Origin of the sequence: Pseudomonas sp. 10(2024), assembly GCF_045164175.1 — a bacterium.
Lineage (GTDB): Bacteria > Pseudomonadota > Gammaproteobacteria > Pseudomonadales > Pseudomonadaceae > Aquipseudomonas > Aquipseudomonas alloputida.
In genome coordinates, this window is the sequence record NZ_CP174006.1 from 5,870,839 (window position 1) to 5,888,719 (window position 17,881).

Genomic DNA, 17,881 nt, shown 5'->3' on the forward strand with positions numbered 1-17,881 from the left:
GATTGCCACCTGTACGACAGGCCAGGAACGCAGTTAAGCTGGATCTACCTGTTTGGAGCATATGCAAATGTTGACCCTGGAGAACCTCTTCGTCCTGATGCTGGTAGCCACGGCAGGCGCCTGGTTGTGGCACAACCATGGGTTGCGTGAAAAGGCCCTGGAACGGGTCAAACAGCATTGCGCCAAACTCGACCTGGAGTTGCTTGACGATGCCGTAGCGCTCAAGCGCATCGCCTTTGTCCGGGATGCCAATGGCCGCAAGCGCCTGGCACGCGTCTATGCCTTCGAATTCACCGTCACGGGTGAGCAACGTCACCCCGGCACCGCGACCCAGTTCGGCGCCCACAGTGTGCAGATCGAGCTGGCGCCCTACCCGTTCGAAATCAAGACCCCACCGCGCGCCGACAACGTCATAGAGATGCAGCAATGGCGCCAGGAGCATAACCGCTGGCGCAACTGATCAACTGACGCGACATTCATCCAACCCGGCTTGCAATGCGGGTTGCGGTTGCGGCTGATCGAAAATCAGCTCGATACGCGTGTCCTTCCGCCAGTCGCTGGGCTGCCAAGCGGGCATATCCCCATTCAGCCCATTGAATGACCACCAGCCCTCCATGCTGTGGATAACTCCCTTGGCCCGTCGCCATGGCCAAGCACACAAGAAAGCCTTTAGCCGCTGTGGATAAAACTGTTGGCCAGGGTGCCACCGCCAGCCAATACTCCAACCACCCTCCCCCTGCTGGGCAAGGCAAATCGGTTGACTGGGGTCAGCCCACAGCGCTGCTGGAGCGATTCCAGGATTGTCGACAATCCTGTTTTTCAAGAATGGGCTGTCAACAATCTGTGGAGATACCGTCGGGAGGCCGGACAAAGGCAACTGCCCCTGCACGGTCCACATGATCTTCTTTCCTTTAAATTTATTACTTATCAACAACTTATGTATTTCATCCACAGCCTCTGACTTATTGAAAACCACGCTTTCAGAGGCGTTGAAAGCCTGCTGTTGAGCCTCTGGAAGAGGCTCGTTTCGAGACATGGCCTGGGCATCCACAACCATCAGGAGTGGCTGAATTGTCAGCACTCCAACCCAAGGCGCTTGTTGCAGTTGAGCCAGCAGCTGCAAGGGATGGCCCAGGCCGGAAGGTTCGATAAACAGCCGGTCAGGCCGCGATTTGCGCAGCAGTCGTCCCAGGCCCACCTGGAACGGCATGCCGTTGACGCAGCACAGGCAGCCGCCTGCGACCTCGCCGATGGCGATGCCGTCTTCGTCACGGCTGAGTAAGGCTGCATCCAGGCCGACAAGGCCGAACTCGTTGATCAATACCGCCCAGCGCTCGTTGGCTGGGCGCTGAGCGAGCAAGTGACGGATCAGCGTGGTCTTGCCAGCACCAAGCGGGCCGGCAATTACATGGGTGGGAATGTTCTGCAGCATGGGGTGGCTTCAGGCGGCGGTGATGCCTCACTATGCGCCGTCAGGCCAGCCAGTCAAGGCTGAGCAGCAAACGCCCCCGCTGCGCCGAAGGTGACCGATGCACCAAGCCTGCCCCTTCGTTACCCTGCCATTTTTCGCCTTTAAGTATCGCAACCTCGGCGGCTTGCAGGTGTTGGATGTTATCCACAGGTGGCTGAGCTGTGTGTAACTCTCCACGACAGCTATCCCGCTCTTGCAACCATTCACTACCTGGGCCGACGTAAGTGGTGAGCAAGCGCAACGGTACGTTATCCACATGGAAACGTGGGCACATCGGAGCGTTCAACACGCGCAAGCGCAAACCGACCCGACGTGCGCCAACCAGGCAGGTATAAGCCGCCACCAACCAGGTCACATCAGCAACGAAAGCTTCATATCCATGCAAATCCGCCGCTTCACGCAGCAGATCTGGCAATACCGGCTTCTGTTCTTCGTCCACATCAATTACCCGCTGATCAGCCAAGGGCTGGCCAAGGCTGATCACCAGTGCGGCAAAGTCCTCCAGTTGGGCCGGCAAGCGCCGCCGCCATACGGCCAGGTTCACGCCATCCTGCAGCACTTCGGCCAGCACCTGGGGCGTCTCGCCAAACACCTGAAAGATATCCACAGGTCGGTGCGCCAGGTTCATGCTGCCGCCTCCTCATGCCATGGGCCAAATGGGTCAGGTAGGCGCAACCAGCCCATGTGGCCCAAGTCCATTTCTTGATCCGTCAACAGGCATGCATCGAGGGCTGTGGATAATTTTTCGAAGTCGATATTCTGCCCGATAAACACCAACTCCTGGCGGCAGTCACCGGTCTCAGCGGTCCAGTGTTTCAAGATCTCGCTGGTGTTATCCACATCCTGTGGCCACTGCTCGCGTGGCACGAAGCGCCACCAGCGGCCAGCCAGACCATGGCGCATCATGCCGCCCGCTTGCGACCAGCTGCCAGCTTCCTGATATTTGCTGGCCAACCAGAAAAAGCCTTTGGAACGCAGCAGCCTTCCGTTTTCCCAGTCCTTGTGGATAAAGTCGTAAAAGCGCTGTGGATGAAGCGGGCGTCGGGCCTGCCAGGTCATGGCCGCGATACCGTACTCTTCGGTTTCTGGTACATGTTCACCGCGCAGCTCCTGCAACCAGCCTGGTGCCTGGGCCGCCTGATCGAAGTCGAACAGCCCGGTGTTGAGGATACGTGCCAACGGCACTTGGCCCATGACCATGGGTACGATCTGCGCTCGGGCATTGAGACTGCGCAAAATAGCGATGAGTTCTTCGCGCTCATGTTGGCTGATCAGGTCGATCTTGCTCAGCAGCAGCACATCTGCGAACTCGACCTGCTCGATCAGCAAATCACTGATCGACCGCTCGTCTTCTTCGCCCAACGTTTCGCCGCGGCTGGCTAGGCTGTCTGCTGCTTGATAGTCGCGCAGGAAGTTCAAGCCATCGACCACGGTGACCATGGTGTCCAGTCGCGCCATATCGGACAGACTGCGACCCAGCTCGTCACGGAAAGTGAAGGTCTCAGCCACTGGCAGCGGCTCAGAGATACCGGTGGATTCGATCAACAAATAGTCGAAACGTCCCTCTTCGGCCAACCGTGCAACCTCCTCAAGCAGGTCTTCGCGCAACGTGCAGCAAATGCAGCCGTTGCTCATCTCGACCAGTTTCTCTTCAGCGCGGTTGAGGCTGACATTGCGCTGCACCTCACTGGCATCGATGTTGATTTCACTCATATCGTTGACGATTACCGCCACCCGCAGGTTGTCGCGGTTGCGTAGCACATGGTTGAGCAGCGTGCTCTTGCCGGCGCCCAGAAAGCCGGACAGCACGGTGACGGGAAGACGATTGGACATGGCGAACCCCTTCAGGCAGACGCATTCGAAACGATGCATTGCACAATGTTATAAAGTAACAATACAATTTCGCCAAGTGGTTCTCGACGGACGAGTGCTCACAGGGGATGAAAAATGAATTTGCCACGCGTCATGGCATTGCTGTTACTCACCATGCCTGCTTCGCTGTTGGCCATGCCACAAAACCAAACACTGGCCCTTTGTACGCGGAGTGCGACGCTGCTCGCTTGCCAGGACGGCAAAGGCAGTTACTACAGTGTGCGTACTGAAGGCAGCACCTTCTACCTTCGCGGCTACGACTTCAGCAGCCGCCGGCTGTGGGCACAAACCAACAGCCGCTATGGCACATTGACTTTTTTTACCGGCCTGGCCAGCGATGGTGAGGCCTGGGTGGGTTACAGCCGCCGCGTAGGCTGGACCACCTTGAACCGCGTATCCAGTTCCAGCGGGGAGCGCTTCAAGCTGCATTGCAGCTTGATCGAGGGGTGCCGTTGACGCCTCCTTTCATTTTGAACGCTTTTTCTCTGCTGCCTATTTTGTAAGTCAGCTTCGAGCACGCGCTGAAAACACCAGCCTTGACCAGCCCTTTGTCAGACCCATCCCTTTCAAGGTCTTCGGTAGAATTCGCTGAAATCCAGTCAGGAAGACCCGAGCGATGTGGGCTGATGTACTAGCGCGATTCGAGAAAAAAGCACCCGCCAGCGTAATGGCCAAACTTGCCTTGGAGCAGGCCATTGCGCCGGAGTGGGTCGATCAGGTTTTCGAGGAGCACCGCCAACGGCAGTATTCTCGCGAGCTGCTGTTCTCGACCATTATCAAGTTGATGTCGCTTGTTTCATTGGGCTTGAAGCCATCGCTGCATGCTGCGGCAAGACAACTGGACGACCTTCCCGTCAGCCTGGCAGCTCTGTACGACAAGATCAGTCGAACCGAACCTGCCCTGTTGCGTGCTCTGGTGACAGGCTGCGCGCAGCGCTTGGCGCCGACAATCCATGAGTTGGGCTGCTCAGCCATGCTTCCTGATTGGCAAGTTCGGGTGGTCGATGGCAGCCACTTGGCCTCTACCGAAAAGCGTCTTGGCGCGCTGCGCCAAGAGCGCGGAGCGGCTCGCCCCGGGTTTTCGGTGGTGGTTTACGACCCCGACCTGGATCAGGTAATTGACCTCCAGCCGTGCGAGGACGCCTACGCAAGCGAACGAGTTTGTGTTTTGCCGTTGCTGGCTGAAGCAAAGACCAATCAGGTTTGGATCGCTGACCGTCTCTACTGCACGCTGCCTGTAATGGAGGCGTGCGAACAGGTGAAGACATCATTTGTCATTCGCCAGCAGGCCAAGCATCCACGCTTGATCCAGGAAGGTGAGTGGCAAGCACCGATGCCCGTCGCCACAGGCACTGTGCGCGAGCAATCCATCGAAGTAAAAGGCGGGCACCGTTGGCGACGTGTCGAGTTAACGCTTCATTCACCAAACGACTCAGGTGATAACAGCTTGATGTTCTGGAGCAACCTGCCCGAGAGCATCAGTGCGCAACAGATCGCAGACTTCTATCGGCGCCGCTGGAGTATTGAAGGGATGTTCCAGCGGTTGGAAGCAATTCTGGAAAGTGAAATTGAAACCCTCGGCAGTCCGCGAGCCGCCTTGCTTGGATTCACCACTGCCGTGCTGGCATACAACGTTCTGGCCTTGCTCAAGCGAAGTGTTGAACAGGCTCACCGCGATGCCTTGCCCGAGAATTGGGAAGCCTCGATCTATCACTTGGCGGTGCAGATCAGAGGGGGTTACGAAGGCATGCAGATTGCCCTGCCATCCGAGTACATGCCCGTTGTTCCGATGGAAAACCTGGCTCAGCGCCTGCTGGAGCTGGCCAGAAACATCCAGCCCAGACAGGTTGCGAAAAGCCCACGAGGCCCCAAGGTGCTCAAAGCGAAGGCCTGGGTGCAAGGGACGGCTGTACATGCTCATGTTTCGACGGATCGGGTCATCAAGGCCGCCAAAACCAAAAGACCTTGAAAGGGATGTTTGTCAGACCGAAAAGCTATGCCGTAACCGCGTCGAGGCAAGGATCGAAATGAAATGTTCCACGTGGAACTATCCGAGCCTGCATGCCCACGACGCGGTTGCCACTCACCAATGGGAATTTCAGCTGCGCGGTTTGACCGCCCCGCAGTCATTGCCTAACCACACCGCACGCGTGTTCATGCTGCCTTGCTGCTGCACACCCGAAGCGTTGAACGTGCCACTGACCTGGGTGGTGAATTCCCGATCACTGAGGAATGTAGCCTGGCCACTACCCTGTGCCTTCGGGCAGCTGAACTGGAATTTCCACACGTTACCGGTACGGTCGGTAATCTTCTGCGTGCAGCCCGATTTCGGGTCCTGCAGGGGAATGTCATTCGTTGCCACCTGTTCAGGCGTCAGGCACGAACGCACACCCTTACCACCTACACTGACCCCTTGTTTGGCCAACACCCCTTCCATCATTGCGCGTTGCTCTGGCGGCAGGTTCTTCAACTGACCGAGCATGAATTCCATGTCGGGTAGCGGCTTGCCATCGACCTGCATGTTGCTGGTGGTCAGCTCCCACAACCCCGGTTGCAGCATCTGGGCTTGTACCAGTGGACTGCTCATGCCTAGGGCCAACGCCAACAGTGGCAGACGAATCTTCATGGACGAACGCTCCTGGAAAAAAGCCGGTCAAACGGGCCGGACTGAGCCTTAGACGCCAAATCCGCCTGCGGGTTGCAGGCGGACCGGGAACGTGTTCTGTTAACTCAAGTGTACTCGGCAAGCAGGATGCATATGGATTACCACAGCCCCTACTTCTTTGGTTACCTACTCGGCCTGATCCATCTGCTGGGTATTGTCGCCGCACTGCATGCGCTGTTCACCGTGCGGACAGCCCAAGGCGCCATTGCTTGGGCGATGCCCTTACTCTTCATCCCCTACCTCACCTTGATCCCCTACCTGATCTTCGGCGCCCGCTCGTTCTATGCCTACATCAAGGCTCGGCGCCAGGCCAACCAGGAAATGCACGTGGCCATGGCCAACCTCAACTGGCGGCCCTGGGTTGAAGAAGCCCTTACCGCCCGCGAGTCGGAAAGCTACACAGCCTTGCGCGCCATGCCCAAGCTGGGTCGCATGCCATGCCTGGCAAATAACCAAGTGAAACTGCTGATCAATGGCAAAGCCACCTTCGATGCCATCTTCGCAGCCATCGAAAAAGCACGCGATGTGGTACTGGTGCAGTTCTTCATCATTCATGACGACACCCTCGGCAAGGCACTGCAGCAACTCTTGCTACGCAAAGCCGCCGAAGGCGTGCAGGTGTTCGTGCTGTACGACCGTGTCGGCAGCCACGCCTTGCCGTCCAGCTACAGCCAGGTGCTGCGTGACGGCGGTGTGCAGATCCACGCATTCGCTACCCGTCGCGGCTGGTTCAACCGCTTCCAGGTGAACTTCCGCAACCATCGCAAGATTGTGGTGGTGGATGGCTTGCTCGGCTTCATCGGCGGCCACAATGTGGGAGACGAGTACCTGGGTGAACATCCACAGCTTTCCCCTTGGCGTGACACCCACGTACAGATCAGCGGGCCAGTACTGGCCTGCCTGCAAGAGTCGTTCGCCGAGGACTGGTACTGGGCCACGCGCCAGCTACCGCCGCTGATCCTGCCCGATACGTACCCGGATAACGGCGTCCTGTGTCAGGCCTTGGCCAGCGGCCCGGCAGACCCACAAGAAACCTGCTCGCTGTTCTTCCTTGAAGCGATTCATTCGGCCACCCGCAGGGTGTGGATCACCAGCCCCTACTTCATCCCTGACGAGGCCGTGTTCGCCGCCTTGCGGCTGGCGGTGCTACGGGGAGTCGATGTGCGGGTGCTGATCCCGTCACGGCCTGACCACCGCATCGTCTACGCCGCCTCCAGCCTGTTTGCCTTCGAAGCAGTGCGCGCGGGGGTACGTATGTTCCGTTACCAACCCGGGTTTCTGCATCAGAAGGTGGTGCTGGTGGATGATGACGTCAGCGCGATTGGGAGTGCCAACCTGGACAACCGATCGTTCCGCCTGAACTTCGAGATTACCCTTCTGACAGTCGATCGCGGCTTCGCCGACCAGGTCGAGCACATGCTCCAGGAAGACTTCGAACAAGCGCGGGAAATTACTGCAGAAGACACCCAAGATACCCATCGACTGCAGCAATTGGGGATGCGGATTGCGCGGCTGATATCGCCGATTCTTTAGGGTGAACACGCCCGTTGAAAGCGGCCTTTTCGCGCTAAAGGCCGCTCCTGCACAGCCCTGTCAGGGCTGTGCCACTTACGATTTCAGCGGTACAAGTCTTCCCGCGTCCAGGGCAGGTCATGATGCCCGTCGGCGTATGGCTTCACTGCCAATATCTGGTGCAGGTTGATCCAGCCCTTCTGAAAGGCGTAGGCGCACCCGGCCAAGTACAAACGCCAGATCCGCAGGGTCTTCTCAGGCACCAGCGCTGCCGCCTTGTGCAACTGGTTCTCCAGGTTCTCGCTCCAGTGGTGCAAGGTTTTAGCGTAGTGCAGGCGCAGGCTCTCCACGTCCACTACCTCCAGCCCGGCTTCACAGATACTGGCGCTGATCATCGACAGGTGCGGCAGCTCGCCGTGGGGGAATACATAGCGATCGATGAACTCACCCGCCCCGCGTCCGACCGGTCGACCATCGACGTGCTTGGCAGTGATGCCGTGGTTCATCACCAGCCCCCCTTCCCTCACCGCCCCAAACAGCTTCTGGCAGTAAAGCGCCAAGTTGGCATGCCCGACATGCTCGAACATACCCACGCTGACAACCTTGTCGAAGCGACCATCCTGGGGCAGATCGCGATAATCGAGAATCTGCAGCTCGACCTTGTCGGCAAGCCCTTCGGCTTGCACACGCTTGCGGCCGAGCTTCAATTGCTCCTTGCTCAGGGTAATGCCGAACACCTTGGCGCCATATTCACGGGCAGCGAACCGCGCCAGCCCGCCCCAGCCACAGCCAACATCGAGCAGGTAATCACCGGCATCCAGGCGCAGCTTGCGGCACAGGTGGTCGAACTTGTCCTGCTGCGCCTGGTCGAGCGTATTGTCCGGCTCACGGAAGTAGGCGCAGGAATAGGCCATGTCCTGGTCCAGCCAAAGCTGGTAGAACGCGTTGGACACGTCATAGTGGTAGGAGATCGCTTTGGCGTCGGTGGTCTTGTCATGAGACAAACGGGGCGGCGGCGTTTCATCCTCATCCGCCAGCAGCGCTTCGCTCAGCTCGTCGCACACGCGGATGGCCTCACCGATATCGCCTTCCAGCTCCAGCTTGCCTTCGACGAATGCGGTGCCTAGCTGGTCCATGCTTGGGTGGGTCAACTGGCTGATCAGCTGCGGCTCCTTCACCAGAATGGTGACCTGAGGACTAGGCCCAAGATCAAACTGGTTACCGTCCCACAGCTTCAGCCTCAGCGGCAGATGCAAGCTCTGCAATGCAGGTGGAAGTTGAGCAAGCATGAAACACCCCTCCTGTCCGTAACTGGCCACGACGCCTAATATTTCGAACGTCACCGGATCAGAGTAGTTCATCTGTAGGATGTTTCCTCTAAGCAAGACCATGGTCTAGAACCAACTGATCTTATCCATACAGCAGATTGTATACAATCACTGCATCTCAGCTTAACCTTGTGCCCTCTCGCGCTTCTACATCCTGGAGTTGAACCCATGAAATCCTATGACGTGGTGATCATCGGCGGTGGCCCTGGCGGCTACAACGCAGCCATCCGTGCTGGCCAGTTGGGCCTGAGCGTTGCCTGCGTGGAAGGCCGCTCGACCTTGGGCGGTACCTGCCTGAACGTCGGCTGCATGCCATCCAAGGCGCTGCTGCATGCTTCGGAGCTTTACGAAGCTGCCAGCGGTGACGAGTTCGCCCACCTCGGTATCGAAGTAAAGCCCACCCTCAACCTCGCCCAGATGATGAAACAGAAGGATGAGAGCGTGACAGGCCTGACCAAGGGCATCGAATACCTGTTTCGCAAGAACAAGGTCGAGTGGATCAAAGGCTGGGGCCGCCTGGATGGCATCGGCAAGGTCGTGGTCAAGGCCGAAGACGGTAGCGAAACCGCGTTGCAGGCCAAGGACATCGTCATTGCCACCGGCTCTGAACCCACCCCTCTGCCAGGTGTGACCGTCGACAACCAGCGCATCATCGACTCGACCGGCGCGCTGTCGCTGCCGCAAGTGCCCAAGCACCTGGTCGTCATCGGTGCTGGCGTGATCGGTCTTGAGCTGGGTTCGGTCTGGCGCCGCCTGGGTAGCCAGGTCACTGTCATCGAATACCTGGACCGCATCTGCCCAGGCACTGACACGGAAACGGCCAAGACCCTGCAGAAGGCTCTCGCCAAGCAAGGCATGGTGTTCAAGCTGGGCAGTAAAGTGACTCAGGCTACCGCAGGTGCCGATGGCGTCAGCCTGACGCTGGAGCCTGCCGCTGGGGGTACCGCAGAATCGCTGCAAGCCGATTACGTGCTGGTGGCTATCGGCCGTCGCCCTTATACCAAAGGGCTGAACCTGGAAAGCGTGGGCCTGGAAGCCGACAAGCGCGGCATGCTCGGCAACGAGCACCACCGTACCTCGGTGCCGGGTGTCTGGGTGATTGGCGACGTCACTTCGGGCCCGATGCTGGCGCACAAGGCCGAAGACGAAGCAGTGGCCTGTATAGAACGCATCGCCGGCAAGCCCCACGAGGTCAACTACAACCTCATCCCTGGCGTGATCTATACCCGCCCGGAGATGGCCACCGTGGGCAAGACCGAGGAGCAGCTCAAGGCCGAAGGACGTGCCTACAAGGTTGGCAAGTTCCCCTTCACCGCCAACAGCCGTGCCAAGATCAACCACGAGACCGAAGGCTTCGCCAAGGTCATCGCCGATGCCGAAACCGATGAAGTACTGGGTGTGCACCTGGTGGGCCCAAGCGTCAGCGAGATGATTGGTGAGTTCTGCGTGGCTATGGAGTTCTCGGCCTCGGCAGAAGATATCGCCCTCACCTGCCACCCTCACCCGACGCGCTCCGAGGCCCTGCGCCAGGCGGCGATGAATGTGGATGGCATGGCCATGCAAATCTGACGAGCCCCATTCGCTGCGTCAGGCCATGCCCTTGCCTTCGGCATTCGCTTTGCGGGCATACAGAGATAGAGCCGCCTTTAATTCCGGCCGGCTCTATCTTCAGGTATCACGTCACAGCCAAGCCTTGATCTGCGCGCTCACTGCATCGGTGGAGATACCGTAGCGGTCATGCAGCGTCGGCAGGGCGCCGGCATCGAGGAAGGCATCGGGCAAAGCGATCTGGCGGAATGTCGGCGTTACCCCGTTGCGCAGCAGCAGGCCCGCCACCGCCTCGCCCAGGCCGCCGATGATCGAATGGTTCTCGGCGGTGACCACCAGCCGTCCAGACTTGCGTGCCTCAGCCAGAATCGTCTGTTCGTCCAGTGGCTTGATGGTGGGTACGTGTAGTACTGCCACATCGACGCCATCCTTCTGCAACTGCGCTGCGGCCTCTAGCGAGCGCATGGTCATCAGACCGGTGGAGATGATCACCACGTCCTTTCCGGTGCGCAGGGTCTTGGCCTTGCCGATCTCGAACTTGTAGCCATATTCGTCCAATACCAGCGGCACGTTGCCGCGCAGCAGGCGCATGTACACCGGTCCCTGATGGGCGGCGATAGCGGGCACCGCCTGCTCGATCTCCAGAGCGTCGCATGGGTCGACGATCATCAGGTTCGGCATGGCGCGGAAGATTGCCAGATCATCCGTAGCCTGGTGGCTGGGGCCGTAACCGGTGGTCAAGCCCGGCAACCCGCAGACGATCTTGACGTTGAGGTTCTCCTCGGCAATGGCCATGCAGATAAAATCATAGGCCCTACGCGAAGCGAATACCGCGTACGTGGTGGCGAACGGCACGCAGCCTCCGCGTGCCAGGCCAGCGGCTGCACTCATCAGCAATTGCTCGGCCATGCCCATCTGATAGAAACGGTCCGGGTGCGCCTTCGCGAAAATGTGCAGGTCGGTGTACTTGGACAGGTCCGCCGACAGGCCAACGATGTCCGAACGCTGTTCGGCCAGTGCCGCCAACGCATGACCGAACGGCGCTGAGCGGGTGGCCTGGCCCTCGGCAGCGATCGAAGCGATCATGGCCGAGGTTGTCAGGCGCTTCTTGCCGGTTTCGGTGGTGTTTACGCGGCTCATACAGTTCTCCCGACCTGAAGGTTTTGCAATGCCAGATCCCACTCGTTTTCATCGACGCGGATGAAGTGGGTTTTTTCACGTGACTCGAGAAAGTCCACACCCTTGCCCATCTTGGTATCGCAGATGATGACCCGCGGCTGTGCCCCTTGATGGTTGCGTGCGGCGTCGAACGCGGCGACCAGGGCGCCGATGTCGTTGCCGTCCACGCGCTGGGTAAACCAGCCAAACGCCTGCCAACGGTCAACGATGGGCTCGAATGTCAGCACTTCGCTGGAGTAGCCGTCGGCTTGCTGGTTGTTGACGTCGATGATTGCGATGAGGTTGTTCAGTTTCCAATGTGAGGCCGACATCGCGGCTTCCCAGGTTGATCCTTCGTTCAATTCGCCGTCCGAAAGCAGGTTGTAGACAAACGAATCCGAGTTCTTGCGTTTCAGGCCCAGGCAAGCGCCGACCGCTATGCCCAAGCCGTGGCCGAGCGACCCCCCGGTTATTTCCATGCCCGGCGTGTAGGCGGCCATGCCCGACATCGGCAGGCGGCTGTCGTCCGAACCATAGGTTTCCAGTTCCTCCAGGGGGATCACGCCGGCTTCGATCAGCGCTGCATACAGGGCGATGGCGTAGTGACCGATGGACAGGTAAAAGCGGTCGCGTTGCTCCCATTCGGGGTTGTGGGGCTGATAGCGCAGCGCATGGAAGTACGACACGGCCAGCAAGTCAGCGGCGCCGAGGGCCTGGCCGACATAACCCTGGCCCTGGACCTGCCCCATGCGCAGGGCATGGCGGCGAATGTTGTACGCGCGTTCGGCGAGCGCCGAGAGCGAAGTGTCGGGTGCGTTGACAGTCATGGTGACTACTCCAGCGAGTTAACGATTGACCGATGCGGCGGGAATGCGCAGGACCAACGTGGCCCCCGCGAGCAGCACTGCGGTGATCAGGTACATGCCGATGGCACTGGAACCGGTGGAAGTGGTGATCCAACCGATCAGGTAAGGCGAGCAGAACCCGGCAAGGTTGGCGAAACTGTTGATACCGGCGATACCTGCTGCGGCTGACACACCGCCGAGCAGCGTAGTGGGCAGCATCCAGAACAGTGAGGAAGCCGAGAGCACGCCAGCTGCTGCAAGGCACAGGCTGAGTACCGACAGCAGCAGGTTGCCACCCAGCAGCGCCGCCAGTGTCAGGCCGATGGCGCCTGCGATCATCGGGGCAACCAGGTGCCAGCGACGTTCGCGATGCTTGTCGCCGCTACGGCCCATCAGCAGCATGGCGACGATGGCGCACATGTAAGGCAGGCTGGTCAGCATGCCGATGTGCAGTGGGTCCGATACCCCGGCATTGCGGATCAGGGTCGGCAGCCAGAAGGTAATCGCGTACTGGCCCATGACTACACAGAAGTAGATGCAGGCCAGCAGCCATAGGCGGCGATCGCGGATGAATTCCCGAGGTGAGGCATGAGTGACCTTGTGGGCGTTGTCCTCGGCGAGCTCCTTGGTAACCAGTTCCTTTTCTTCATCGGTCAGCCAGGTGGCCTGATGCACGCCATCTTTGAGATAGGTCAGTACCAACAAGCCGACGATGACGGTTGGAATTGCCTCGATGACGAACATCCACTGCCAGCCCGCCCAGCCATGAAAACCTGCGAACTGATTCATGATCCAACCTGACAGTGGGCCGCCAATCATCCCCGACAATGGAATCGCGACGAACCAAAGCACGGTCATCTTTGCGCGACGGTAGGACGGGAACCAGTAGGTCAGGTACAACAACAGGCCCGGAGCCAGACCCGCTTCAGCGATGCCAAGCAGAAAACGCAGGGCATAAAACTGCCAGGCGGTTTCAACGAAGGCAAAGAGGGCGGAAATGATCCCCCAGGAAATCATGATCCGGGCGATCCAGCGGCGTGCGCCGACCCTGTGCAGGATCAGATTGCTGGGCACTTCGCAGAGAAAGTAGCCAATGAAGAACATGCCGGCGCCCAGGCCATAGACGGCCTCGCTTAGGGACAGGTCGCTCATCATCTGCAACTTGGCGAAGCCCACATTCACCCGGTCCAGATAGGCACACAGGTAGCACAGCATCAGGAACGGCATCAGTCGCCAGGCAGTCTTGCGGTATGCGTTGGAGCGCACGGCCGAAACCGCGTCCAATGACAGGGTGGTAATCATGATGGTCTGATCTCTTGTTTTTATCGATTCAGAACAGCGTCAGCCGCACGGGCTGACGCAATGTGCATCAGTGAATGAGCATGCCGCCGTTTACATCCAGGGTGATTCCGGTCAGGTAGGTCGACAGATCGCTGGCCAGGAACAAAGCGGCGTTAGCGACGTCTTGCGCTTCGCCCAGACGGCCCAGTGGAATACCGTCGATGATTGCGTGGCGACGATCGTCCTGCATCAAACCGCCAGTGATGTCCGTGTGAATCAGACCCGGGGCGATGGCGTTCACGCGCACGTTATCCGGCCCCAGCTCTCGTGCCATGGCCTTGGCCAGGCCCAGTACCCCGGCTTTCGCTGCGCTGTAGTGCGGGCCACCGAAGATGCCGCCGCCACGCTGTGCCGATACCGAGGACATGCAGACAATGCTGCCCGAACGCTGCTCGCGCATCAGGGGAATGACGGCCTGAGACATCAGCAGAGTGCCGCGCAGGCTGACGTCGAGCACCTTGTCGTAGTCGCTGTGCTTGATGTCCAGGGTCTTGAGGGGTTGGGTGATGCCAGCGTTGTTGACCAGCACGTCGATGCGGCCAAAGTGCTCGATGATCTGCGCAACGGCCTGGTTTACCTGTGCCTGATCGGCGACGTTGGCGGCCAGGCCGAGATGTCCTTCGCCAAGAGACGCTGCGGCATCGCGGGCAGCGGCTTCATCCAGATCGAGGATCACCACGCGGGCACCTTGAGCAGCGAATGTGGCCGCAGTTGCCCGGCCGATCCCGCGTGCCGATGCGGCGCCAGTGATGATTGCGACTTTGCCTTGAAGAAGCATGGGTGTGACCTCTGATTGTTTTTATAGGGTCGATTCAGCGGAATCGATGGGCCTACTTTGGTCTCGGCCCAGGCCCTGAGCAATAACGCAAAAATCATTGGGTGCTGAAAAAAATTCAGCACTCGTCACCCTGATTGCTAAATGATTGAATGAAGGTCCCCAATAAAAATATGCGCTGCGAGCGAAGTGACTGATATGCGATCTGTTGACGATACCGCGCCGGCCCTTCCACCCCTGAGAGCGATTCAGGCCTTTGAGCAAACTGCTCGCTTCGGTAATGTTGCCCGCGCAGCGGAAGTGCTAGACCTCACCCCTTCGGCTGTCAGTCATCAATTGGCCAAGCTCGAAGCAATGATTGGTCGACAACTGTTCTTTCGCGCGGCGCGAGGCGTCAGCCTGACCCCCGTTGGCGAGCAGTATCTGAAAGACGTTTCCGGCATTCTGCACAGTCTTTCCGTCGCCACAGAACGGGCCAGCAGCGACGTCAGCCTCGATTGCCTGCGTTTGCATTCGTCACCGAGTTTCGGCCTGCTGTGGCTAATGCCAAGGCTGGAAGCATTTCGGATGGCGCACCCGGATATCCAGATCAACTTGTCGTGCTCTTATGAATCTCTGCATTTCAGTCGAGACAAGATTGACGTAGACATTCGCCATGGCGAACCCAATTGGCCTAGCTACGAGGTGCGCACTTTAGGCAATGAGGCATTTGCCGTGCTGGCCTCACCGAAACTGCTGGCCCGGCATAGGATCGACGACGCGTCGGATCTACTGCGTCGGGACTTGATTCTCTCCGAAGCCACATTGTTGAAATGGCCGGCCTGGTTCGCTCGACACGGTCTCGCCCGCCCGGAAAAGCCCTACGCGTTGAGCTTCGATCGTTCCTACATGTCCCTGGAGGCCGCCAGTCACGGGCTGGGTTTTGCACTCGAAAGCACGTTATTAGCGCAGAAGTACCTTGCAACCGGAACACTGGTGGAAGTCGTGCCACACATCTTCAGCGCGCCTGTGGCGGCCCATCATCTGGTGTTTCCGAAAGCGCATTCCGGGTTCGAACGGGTCAGGCGTTTCTTGGCGTGGATGGAGCGAGAGCTCGGGCATGGCTTCGTGTTTTAAGCATGCTGATGATCGCGTGCATGTTGCTGTGACCAGAGTTCGGAATGGCGGATCGCAACGGTCCAGAGCCTACGAGCGTAGAGCTTCCAGCAAGGCCTGGCTGATAGGTTGGTTATCGCTGCTTGGCGATTGGACTGAGCCTGCCCCCGAAGCGTTCTCTAATTCCATGGACTCCCCGCCCAGTAACTCTCCGAGTTGAGTTGCCTCGCCTCATGGGGCGATCTTCCACTCCATTCCTTGAAGGCGCGAGTGAAAGCGCTGTGCTCCGAATAGCCCAACAGCATGGCGATATCCACGATTTGCAGGCGTGGATCGCGCAGGTACGACAACGCTAGTTCGTGGCGGACCAAGTTCAGCTCATAGCGAAAGCTGGTGCCGGCTTCTTGTAGACGGCGCTGTAGCGTGCGTGACGAGGTGCCCAGCTGGGGGCTTATTCGCTCTATGCTCGGCTCACCTTCGCGCAGGGCATGGGTGATGGTCTTGCGCAGCTGTTCCACGAATCCATCCTGCCGTGGCAACTGGGCCAGCAGGCGATCCGCATGTTGTTCCAATAGGGAGACCAGCGCCGGGTCAGGGCTCTTGAAGGGCAGTTCGAGCAGTTGCGCGGAGAAACGCAGTACCGCCTCGGCCTGACCGAAGCGTACCGGACAGCCGAAGAAGGCTTCATACGGACTGGTATCGAGGGGGCTGGGATGATTGAAATCGATTCGTAACGGGTTGGCCGTGCCGCGCACTAGGGCACGGCAGAACTGCACTATGGCAACCATACCGGTTTCGTTCACCAAGGGTCCGGGCTGGTACTGGCTGACATCCCAGACCAGTTCGAACCAGCCGTCGCCGTCGCGGCGAGTCATGGGAATGACGTCGTACACCAGGCGAATGTAGCGCTCCAGGCGTTGCATAGCCGTACCGAAATTACCACAGGCCAGCAGCACCGAACCAAGCACACCGATATGCCGGGCGCTGATGGTTTGACCGACGTGCAGGCCCAGCAGCGGGTCGTCCAGTGCCTGCGCCGCCGTCACCAGCAGGCGATCCCAGCATTCCACATCAACGCCGCCGACACCCTCCTGGGCAGGTGTGGGCCAGGGCTGGCCAAGCACCGACTCAGGTTCATGACCGAGCGCCTCCAGGTATTCATAGAGCAGTTGCACGTAGGTCTCGGGCACCACGCGCCTATACAAAGGCTGGCTCATCGGGCCTCTTTGGGTCGGTTGGCCTTTTGTTGTTTGGCGCAAAGTGTCAAGCAAGTCGTCGGATACCGTCAAGCCTTCCTAACGGCAGCGGCCGAGAATGATGACACTCCAGCCATTCCAGCAGATGCCGTTCATGAACACGATCACCGATCTTCTGGCACCAGCGACAATCCAGTTCTTCTCCAACGGCTCGCGTTGCGTTGCCGACTTTTACCGCCCTCTGGGCGCAGGACCTTTCCCGGTGGTGGTGATGGCGCATGGGCTTGGCGGGACGCGCAAGATGCGCTTGCCGGCCTTTGCCACCCGCTTCGCCGCCGCCGGTTACGCTTGCCTGGTATTCGACTATCGCCACTTCGGCGACAGCGATGGCGAACCTCGCCAACTGCTGGATATCAACCGCCAACTCGAAGACTGGAAAGCCGCGATAGATCACGCCCGCCGCCACGCGGATGTGGACTCGCAGCGTGTCGTTATCTGGGGCACCTCGTTCGGTGGCGGGCATGTGCTGGCCACCGCCGCCGACGATGCCAGGGTGGCCGCTGTCATTTCCCAATGTCCCTTCACCGACGGCCTGAGCTCCAGTCTTGCCACCGAACTTCTGGTGTCACTTCGCCTCACCTTGCTGGCCCTGGCCGACCGTATCGGCTCGTGGTTCGGCGCCAAACCCATTCTGGTTCCGCTCGCCGGTCAACCTGGCGATACGGCATTCATGACTTCGCCGGATGCCTGGAGTGGCTATAACGGGCTGATCCCGTCAGGTGCGCACATCCGCAAAGAGGCCGCCGCGCGCTTTGCCCTGGACATCATTCGCTACTACCCCGGGCGCAGTACACCTCGTATCCAGGCCCCCGTGCTGTTTTGCGTGTGCGATCCCGACAGCGTGGCACCGGCGAAGCAGACGCTGCGTCACGCCAGGCGCGCGCCACGTCATGAGATCCATCGCTATGCCCATGGGCATTTCGATATTTATGTAGGCGAAGCCTTCGAGCAGGTGGTGGGCGATCAACTCGACTTCCTCAAGCGCAACGTGCCAAGCACGCCAACGAAGAGATAA

17 protein-coding genes are annotated in these 17,881 nt (G+C 59.3%); 7 read left to right on the forward strand and 10 right to left on the reverse strand.

The features are described from left to right. Positions 1 to 67 precede the first annotated feature (67 nt). A complete protein-coding gene (locus tag ACI7M0_RS26505) occupies positions 68 to 460 on the forward strand; it encodes a DUF3301 domain-containing protein (RefSeq protein WP_003253259.1) in 393 nt (130 codons plus the stop codon). On the opposite strand, the gene ACI7M0_RS26510 is transcribed toward ACI7M0_RS26505, so the two are convergent. The 3 genes from ACI7M0_RS26510 to zigA are packed head-to-tail and all read right to left on the reverse strand — an operon-like array spanning position 461 to position 3,304. Further along, the gene (locus ACI7M0_RS26510; RefSeq protein WP_129933596.1) at positions 461 to 1,432 is read right to left on the reverse strand and encodes a GTP-binding protein; all 972 of its coding nucleotides are present in this window, start codon (positions 1,430 to 1,432) and stop codon (positions 461 to 463) included. A 40-nt stretch (positions 1,433 to 1,472) separates the two neighbouring features. Then, positions 1,473 to 2,099 carry a DUF1826 domain-containing protein gene (locus ACI7M0_RS26515; protein ID WP_129933594.1) on the reverse strand — a complete coding sequence of 209 codons (627 nt, stop codon included), beginning with the start codon at positions 2,097 to 2,099 and terminating at the stop codon, positions 1,473 to 1,475. Then, entirely contained in the window at positions 2,096 to 3,304 is a 1,209-nt protein-coding gene (gene zigA, locus ACI7M0_RS26520) for a zinc metallochaperone GTPase ZigA (RefSeq protein ID WP_129933592.1), read from the reverse strand. The genes ACI7M0_RS26515 and zigA overlap by 4 nt, the downstream gene beginning before the upstream one ends. A gap of 114 nt (positions 3,305 to 3,418) precedes the next feature. On the opposite strand from zigA, the gene ACI7M0_RS26525 reads away from it, so the two are divergent. Together ACI7M0_RS26525 and ACI7M0_RS26530 are read left to right on the forward strand one after the other, a co-directional pair. Then, positions 3,419 to 3,799, forward strand: a complete 381-nt coding sequence (locus ACI7M0_RS26525; RefSeq protein WP_104962837.1) for a glutamine synthetase — start codon at positions 3,419 to 3,421, stop codon at positions 3,797 to 3,799. A 211-nt stretch (positions 3,800 to 4,010) separates the two neighbouring features. Continuing rightward, positions 4,011 to 5,312 (forward strand): IS4-like element ISPpu8 family transposase, encoded by a 1,302-nt coding sequence (locus tag ACI7M0_RS26530; RefSeq protein WP_010952894.1) that lies wholly within the window; start codon positions 4,011 to 4,013, stop codon positions 5,310 to 5,312. 129 nt (positions 5,313 to 5,441) lie between these two features. On the opposite strand, the gene ACI7M0_RS26535 is transcribed toward ACI7M0_RS26530, so the two are convergent. Next, positions 5,442 to 5,969, reverse strand: coding sequence for a DUF3617 domain-containing protein (locus tag ACI7M0_RS26535; protein WP_010955846.1), 528 nt, complete (start codon positions 5,967 to 5,969; stop codon positions 5,442 to 5,444). A 132-nt stretch (positions 5,970 to 6,101) separates the two neighbouring features. Between ACI7M0_RS26535 and cls the strand changes: the two genes are divergently transcribed. Further along, positions 6,102 to 7,541 (forward strand): cardiolipin synthase, encoded by a 1,440-nt coding sequence (cls, locus tag ACI7M0_RS26540; protein ID WP_049588388.1) that lies wholly within the window; start codon positions 6,102 to 6,104, stop codon positions 7,539 to 7,541. An 83-nt stretch (positions 7,542 to 7,624) separates the two neighbouring features. Here the strand turns inward: cls and cfaB are convergent, their stop codons facing one another. Then, positions 7,625 to 8,809, reverse strand: coding sequence for a C17 cyclopropane fatty acid synthase CfaB (cfaB, locus tag ACI7M0_RS26545; RefSeq protein WP_129931816.1), 1,185 nt, complete (start codon positions 8,807 to 8,809; stop codon positions 7,625 to 7,627). A gap of 207 nt (positions 8,810 to 9,016) precedes the next feature. Here cfaB and lpdA point away from each other — a divergent pair, with 207 nt between their 5' ends. Next, positions 9,017 to 10,417 carry a dihydrolipoyl dehydrogenase gene (gene lpdA, locus ACI7M0_RS26550; RefSeq protein ID WP_014589177.1) on the forward strand — a complete coding sequence of 467 codons (1,401 nt, stop codon included), beginning with the start codon at positions 9,017 to 9,019 and terminating at the stop codon, positions 10,415 to 10,417. A gap of 111 nt (positions 10,418 to 10,528) precedes the next feature. Here the strand turns inward: lpdA and ACI7M0_RS26555 are convergent, their stop codons facing one another. The 4 genes from ACI7M0_RS26555 to ACI7M0_RS26570 form a co-directional block, all read right to left on the reverse strand. Next, the gene (locus ACI7M0_RS26555) at positions 10,529 to 11,536 is read right to left on the reverse strand and encodes a transketolase family protein (protein WP_129931817.1); all 1,008 of its coding nucleotides are present in this window, start codon (positions 11,534 to 11,536) and stop codon (positions 10,529 to 10,531) included. Beyond that, positions 11,533 to 12,381 carry a transketolase gene (locus ACI7M0_RS26560; RefSeq protein ID WP_129931818.1) on the reverse strand — a complete coding sequence of 283 codons (849 nt, stop codon included), beginning with the start codon at positions 12,379 to 12,381 and terminating at the stop codon, positions 11,533 to 11,535. Before ACI7M0_RS26560 ends, ACI7M0_RS26555 begins: the two co-directional genes overlap by 4 nt. 18 nt (positions 12,382 to 12,399) lie before the next feature. Next, entirely contained in the window at positions 12,400 to 13,701 is a 1,302-nt protein-coding gene (locus tag ACI7M0_RS26565; RefSeq protein ID WP_104886886.1) for an MFS transporter, read from the reverse strand. Positions 13,702 to 13,768: 67 nt separating this feature from the next. Then, on the reverse strand, positions 13,769 to 14,518 hold the full coding sequence (locus tag ACI7M0_RS26570; protein WP_014754902.1) for an SDR family NAD(P)-dependent oxidoreductase: 750 nt from the start codon (positions 14,516 to 14,518) through the stop codon (positions 13,769 to 13,771). A gap of 195 nt (positions 14,519 to 14,713) precedes the next feature. On the opposite strand from ACI7M0_RS26570, the gene ACI7M0_RS26575 reads away from it, so the two are divergent. Continuing rightward, positions 14,714 to 15,631, forward strand: a complete 918-nt coding sequence (locus ACI7M0_RS26575) for a LysR substrate-binding domain-containing protein (RefSeq protein WP_029615354.1) — start codon at positions 14,714 to 14,716, stop codon at positions 15,629 to 15,631. A gap of 158 nt (positions 15,632 to 15,789) precedes the next feature. On the opposite strand, the gene ACI7M0_RS26580 is transcribed toward ACI7M0_RS26575, so the two are convergent. Further along, complete coding sequence (locus tag ACI7M0_RS26580) at positions 15,790 to 16,827, reverse strand: AraC family transcriptional regulator (protein WP_129931819.1); 1,038 nt, start codon at positions 16,825 to 16,827, stop codon at positions 15,790 to 15,792. A gap of 133 nt (positions 16,828 to 16,960) precedes the next feature. Here ACI7M0_RS26580 and ACI7M0_RS26585 point away from each other — a divergent pair, with 133 nt between their 5' ends. Next, on the forward strand, positions 16,961 to 17,881 hold the full coding sequence (locus ACI7M0_RS26585; RefSeq protein WP_218567976.1) for an alpha/beta hydrolase: 921 nt from the start codon (positions 16,961 to 16,963) through the stop codon (positions 17,879 to 17,881).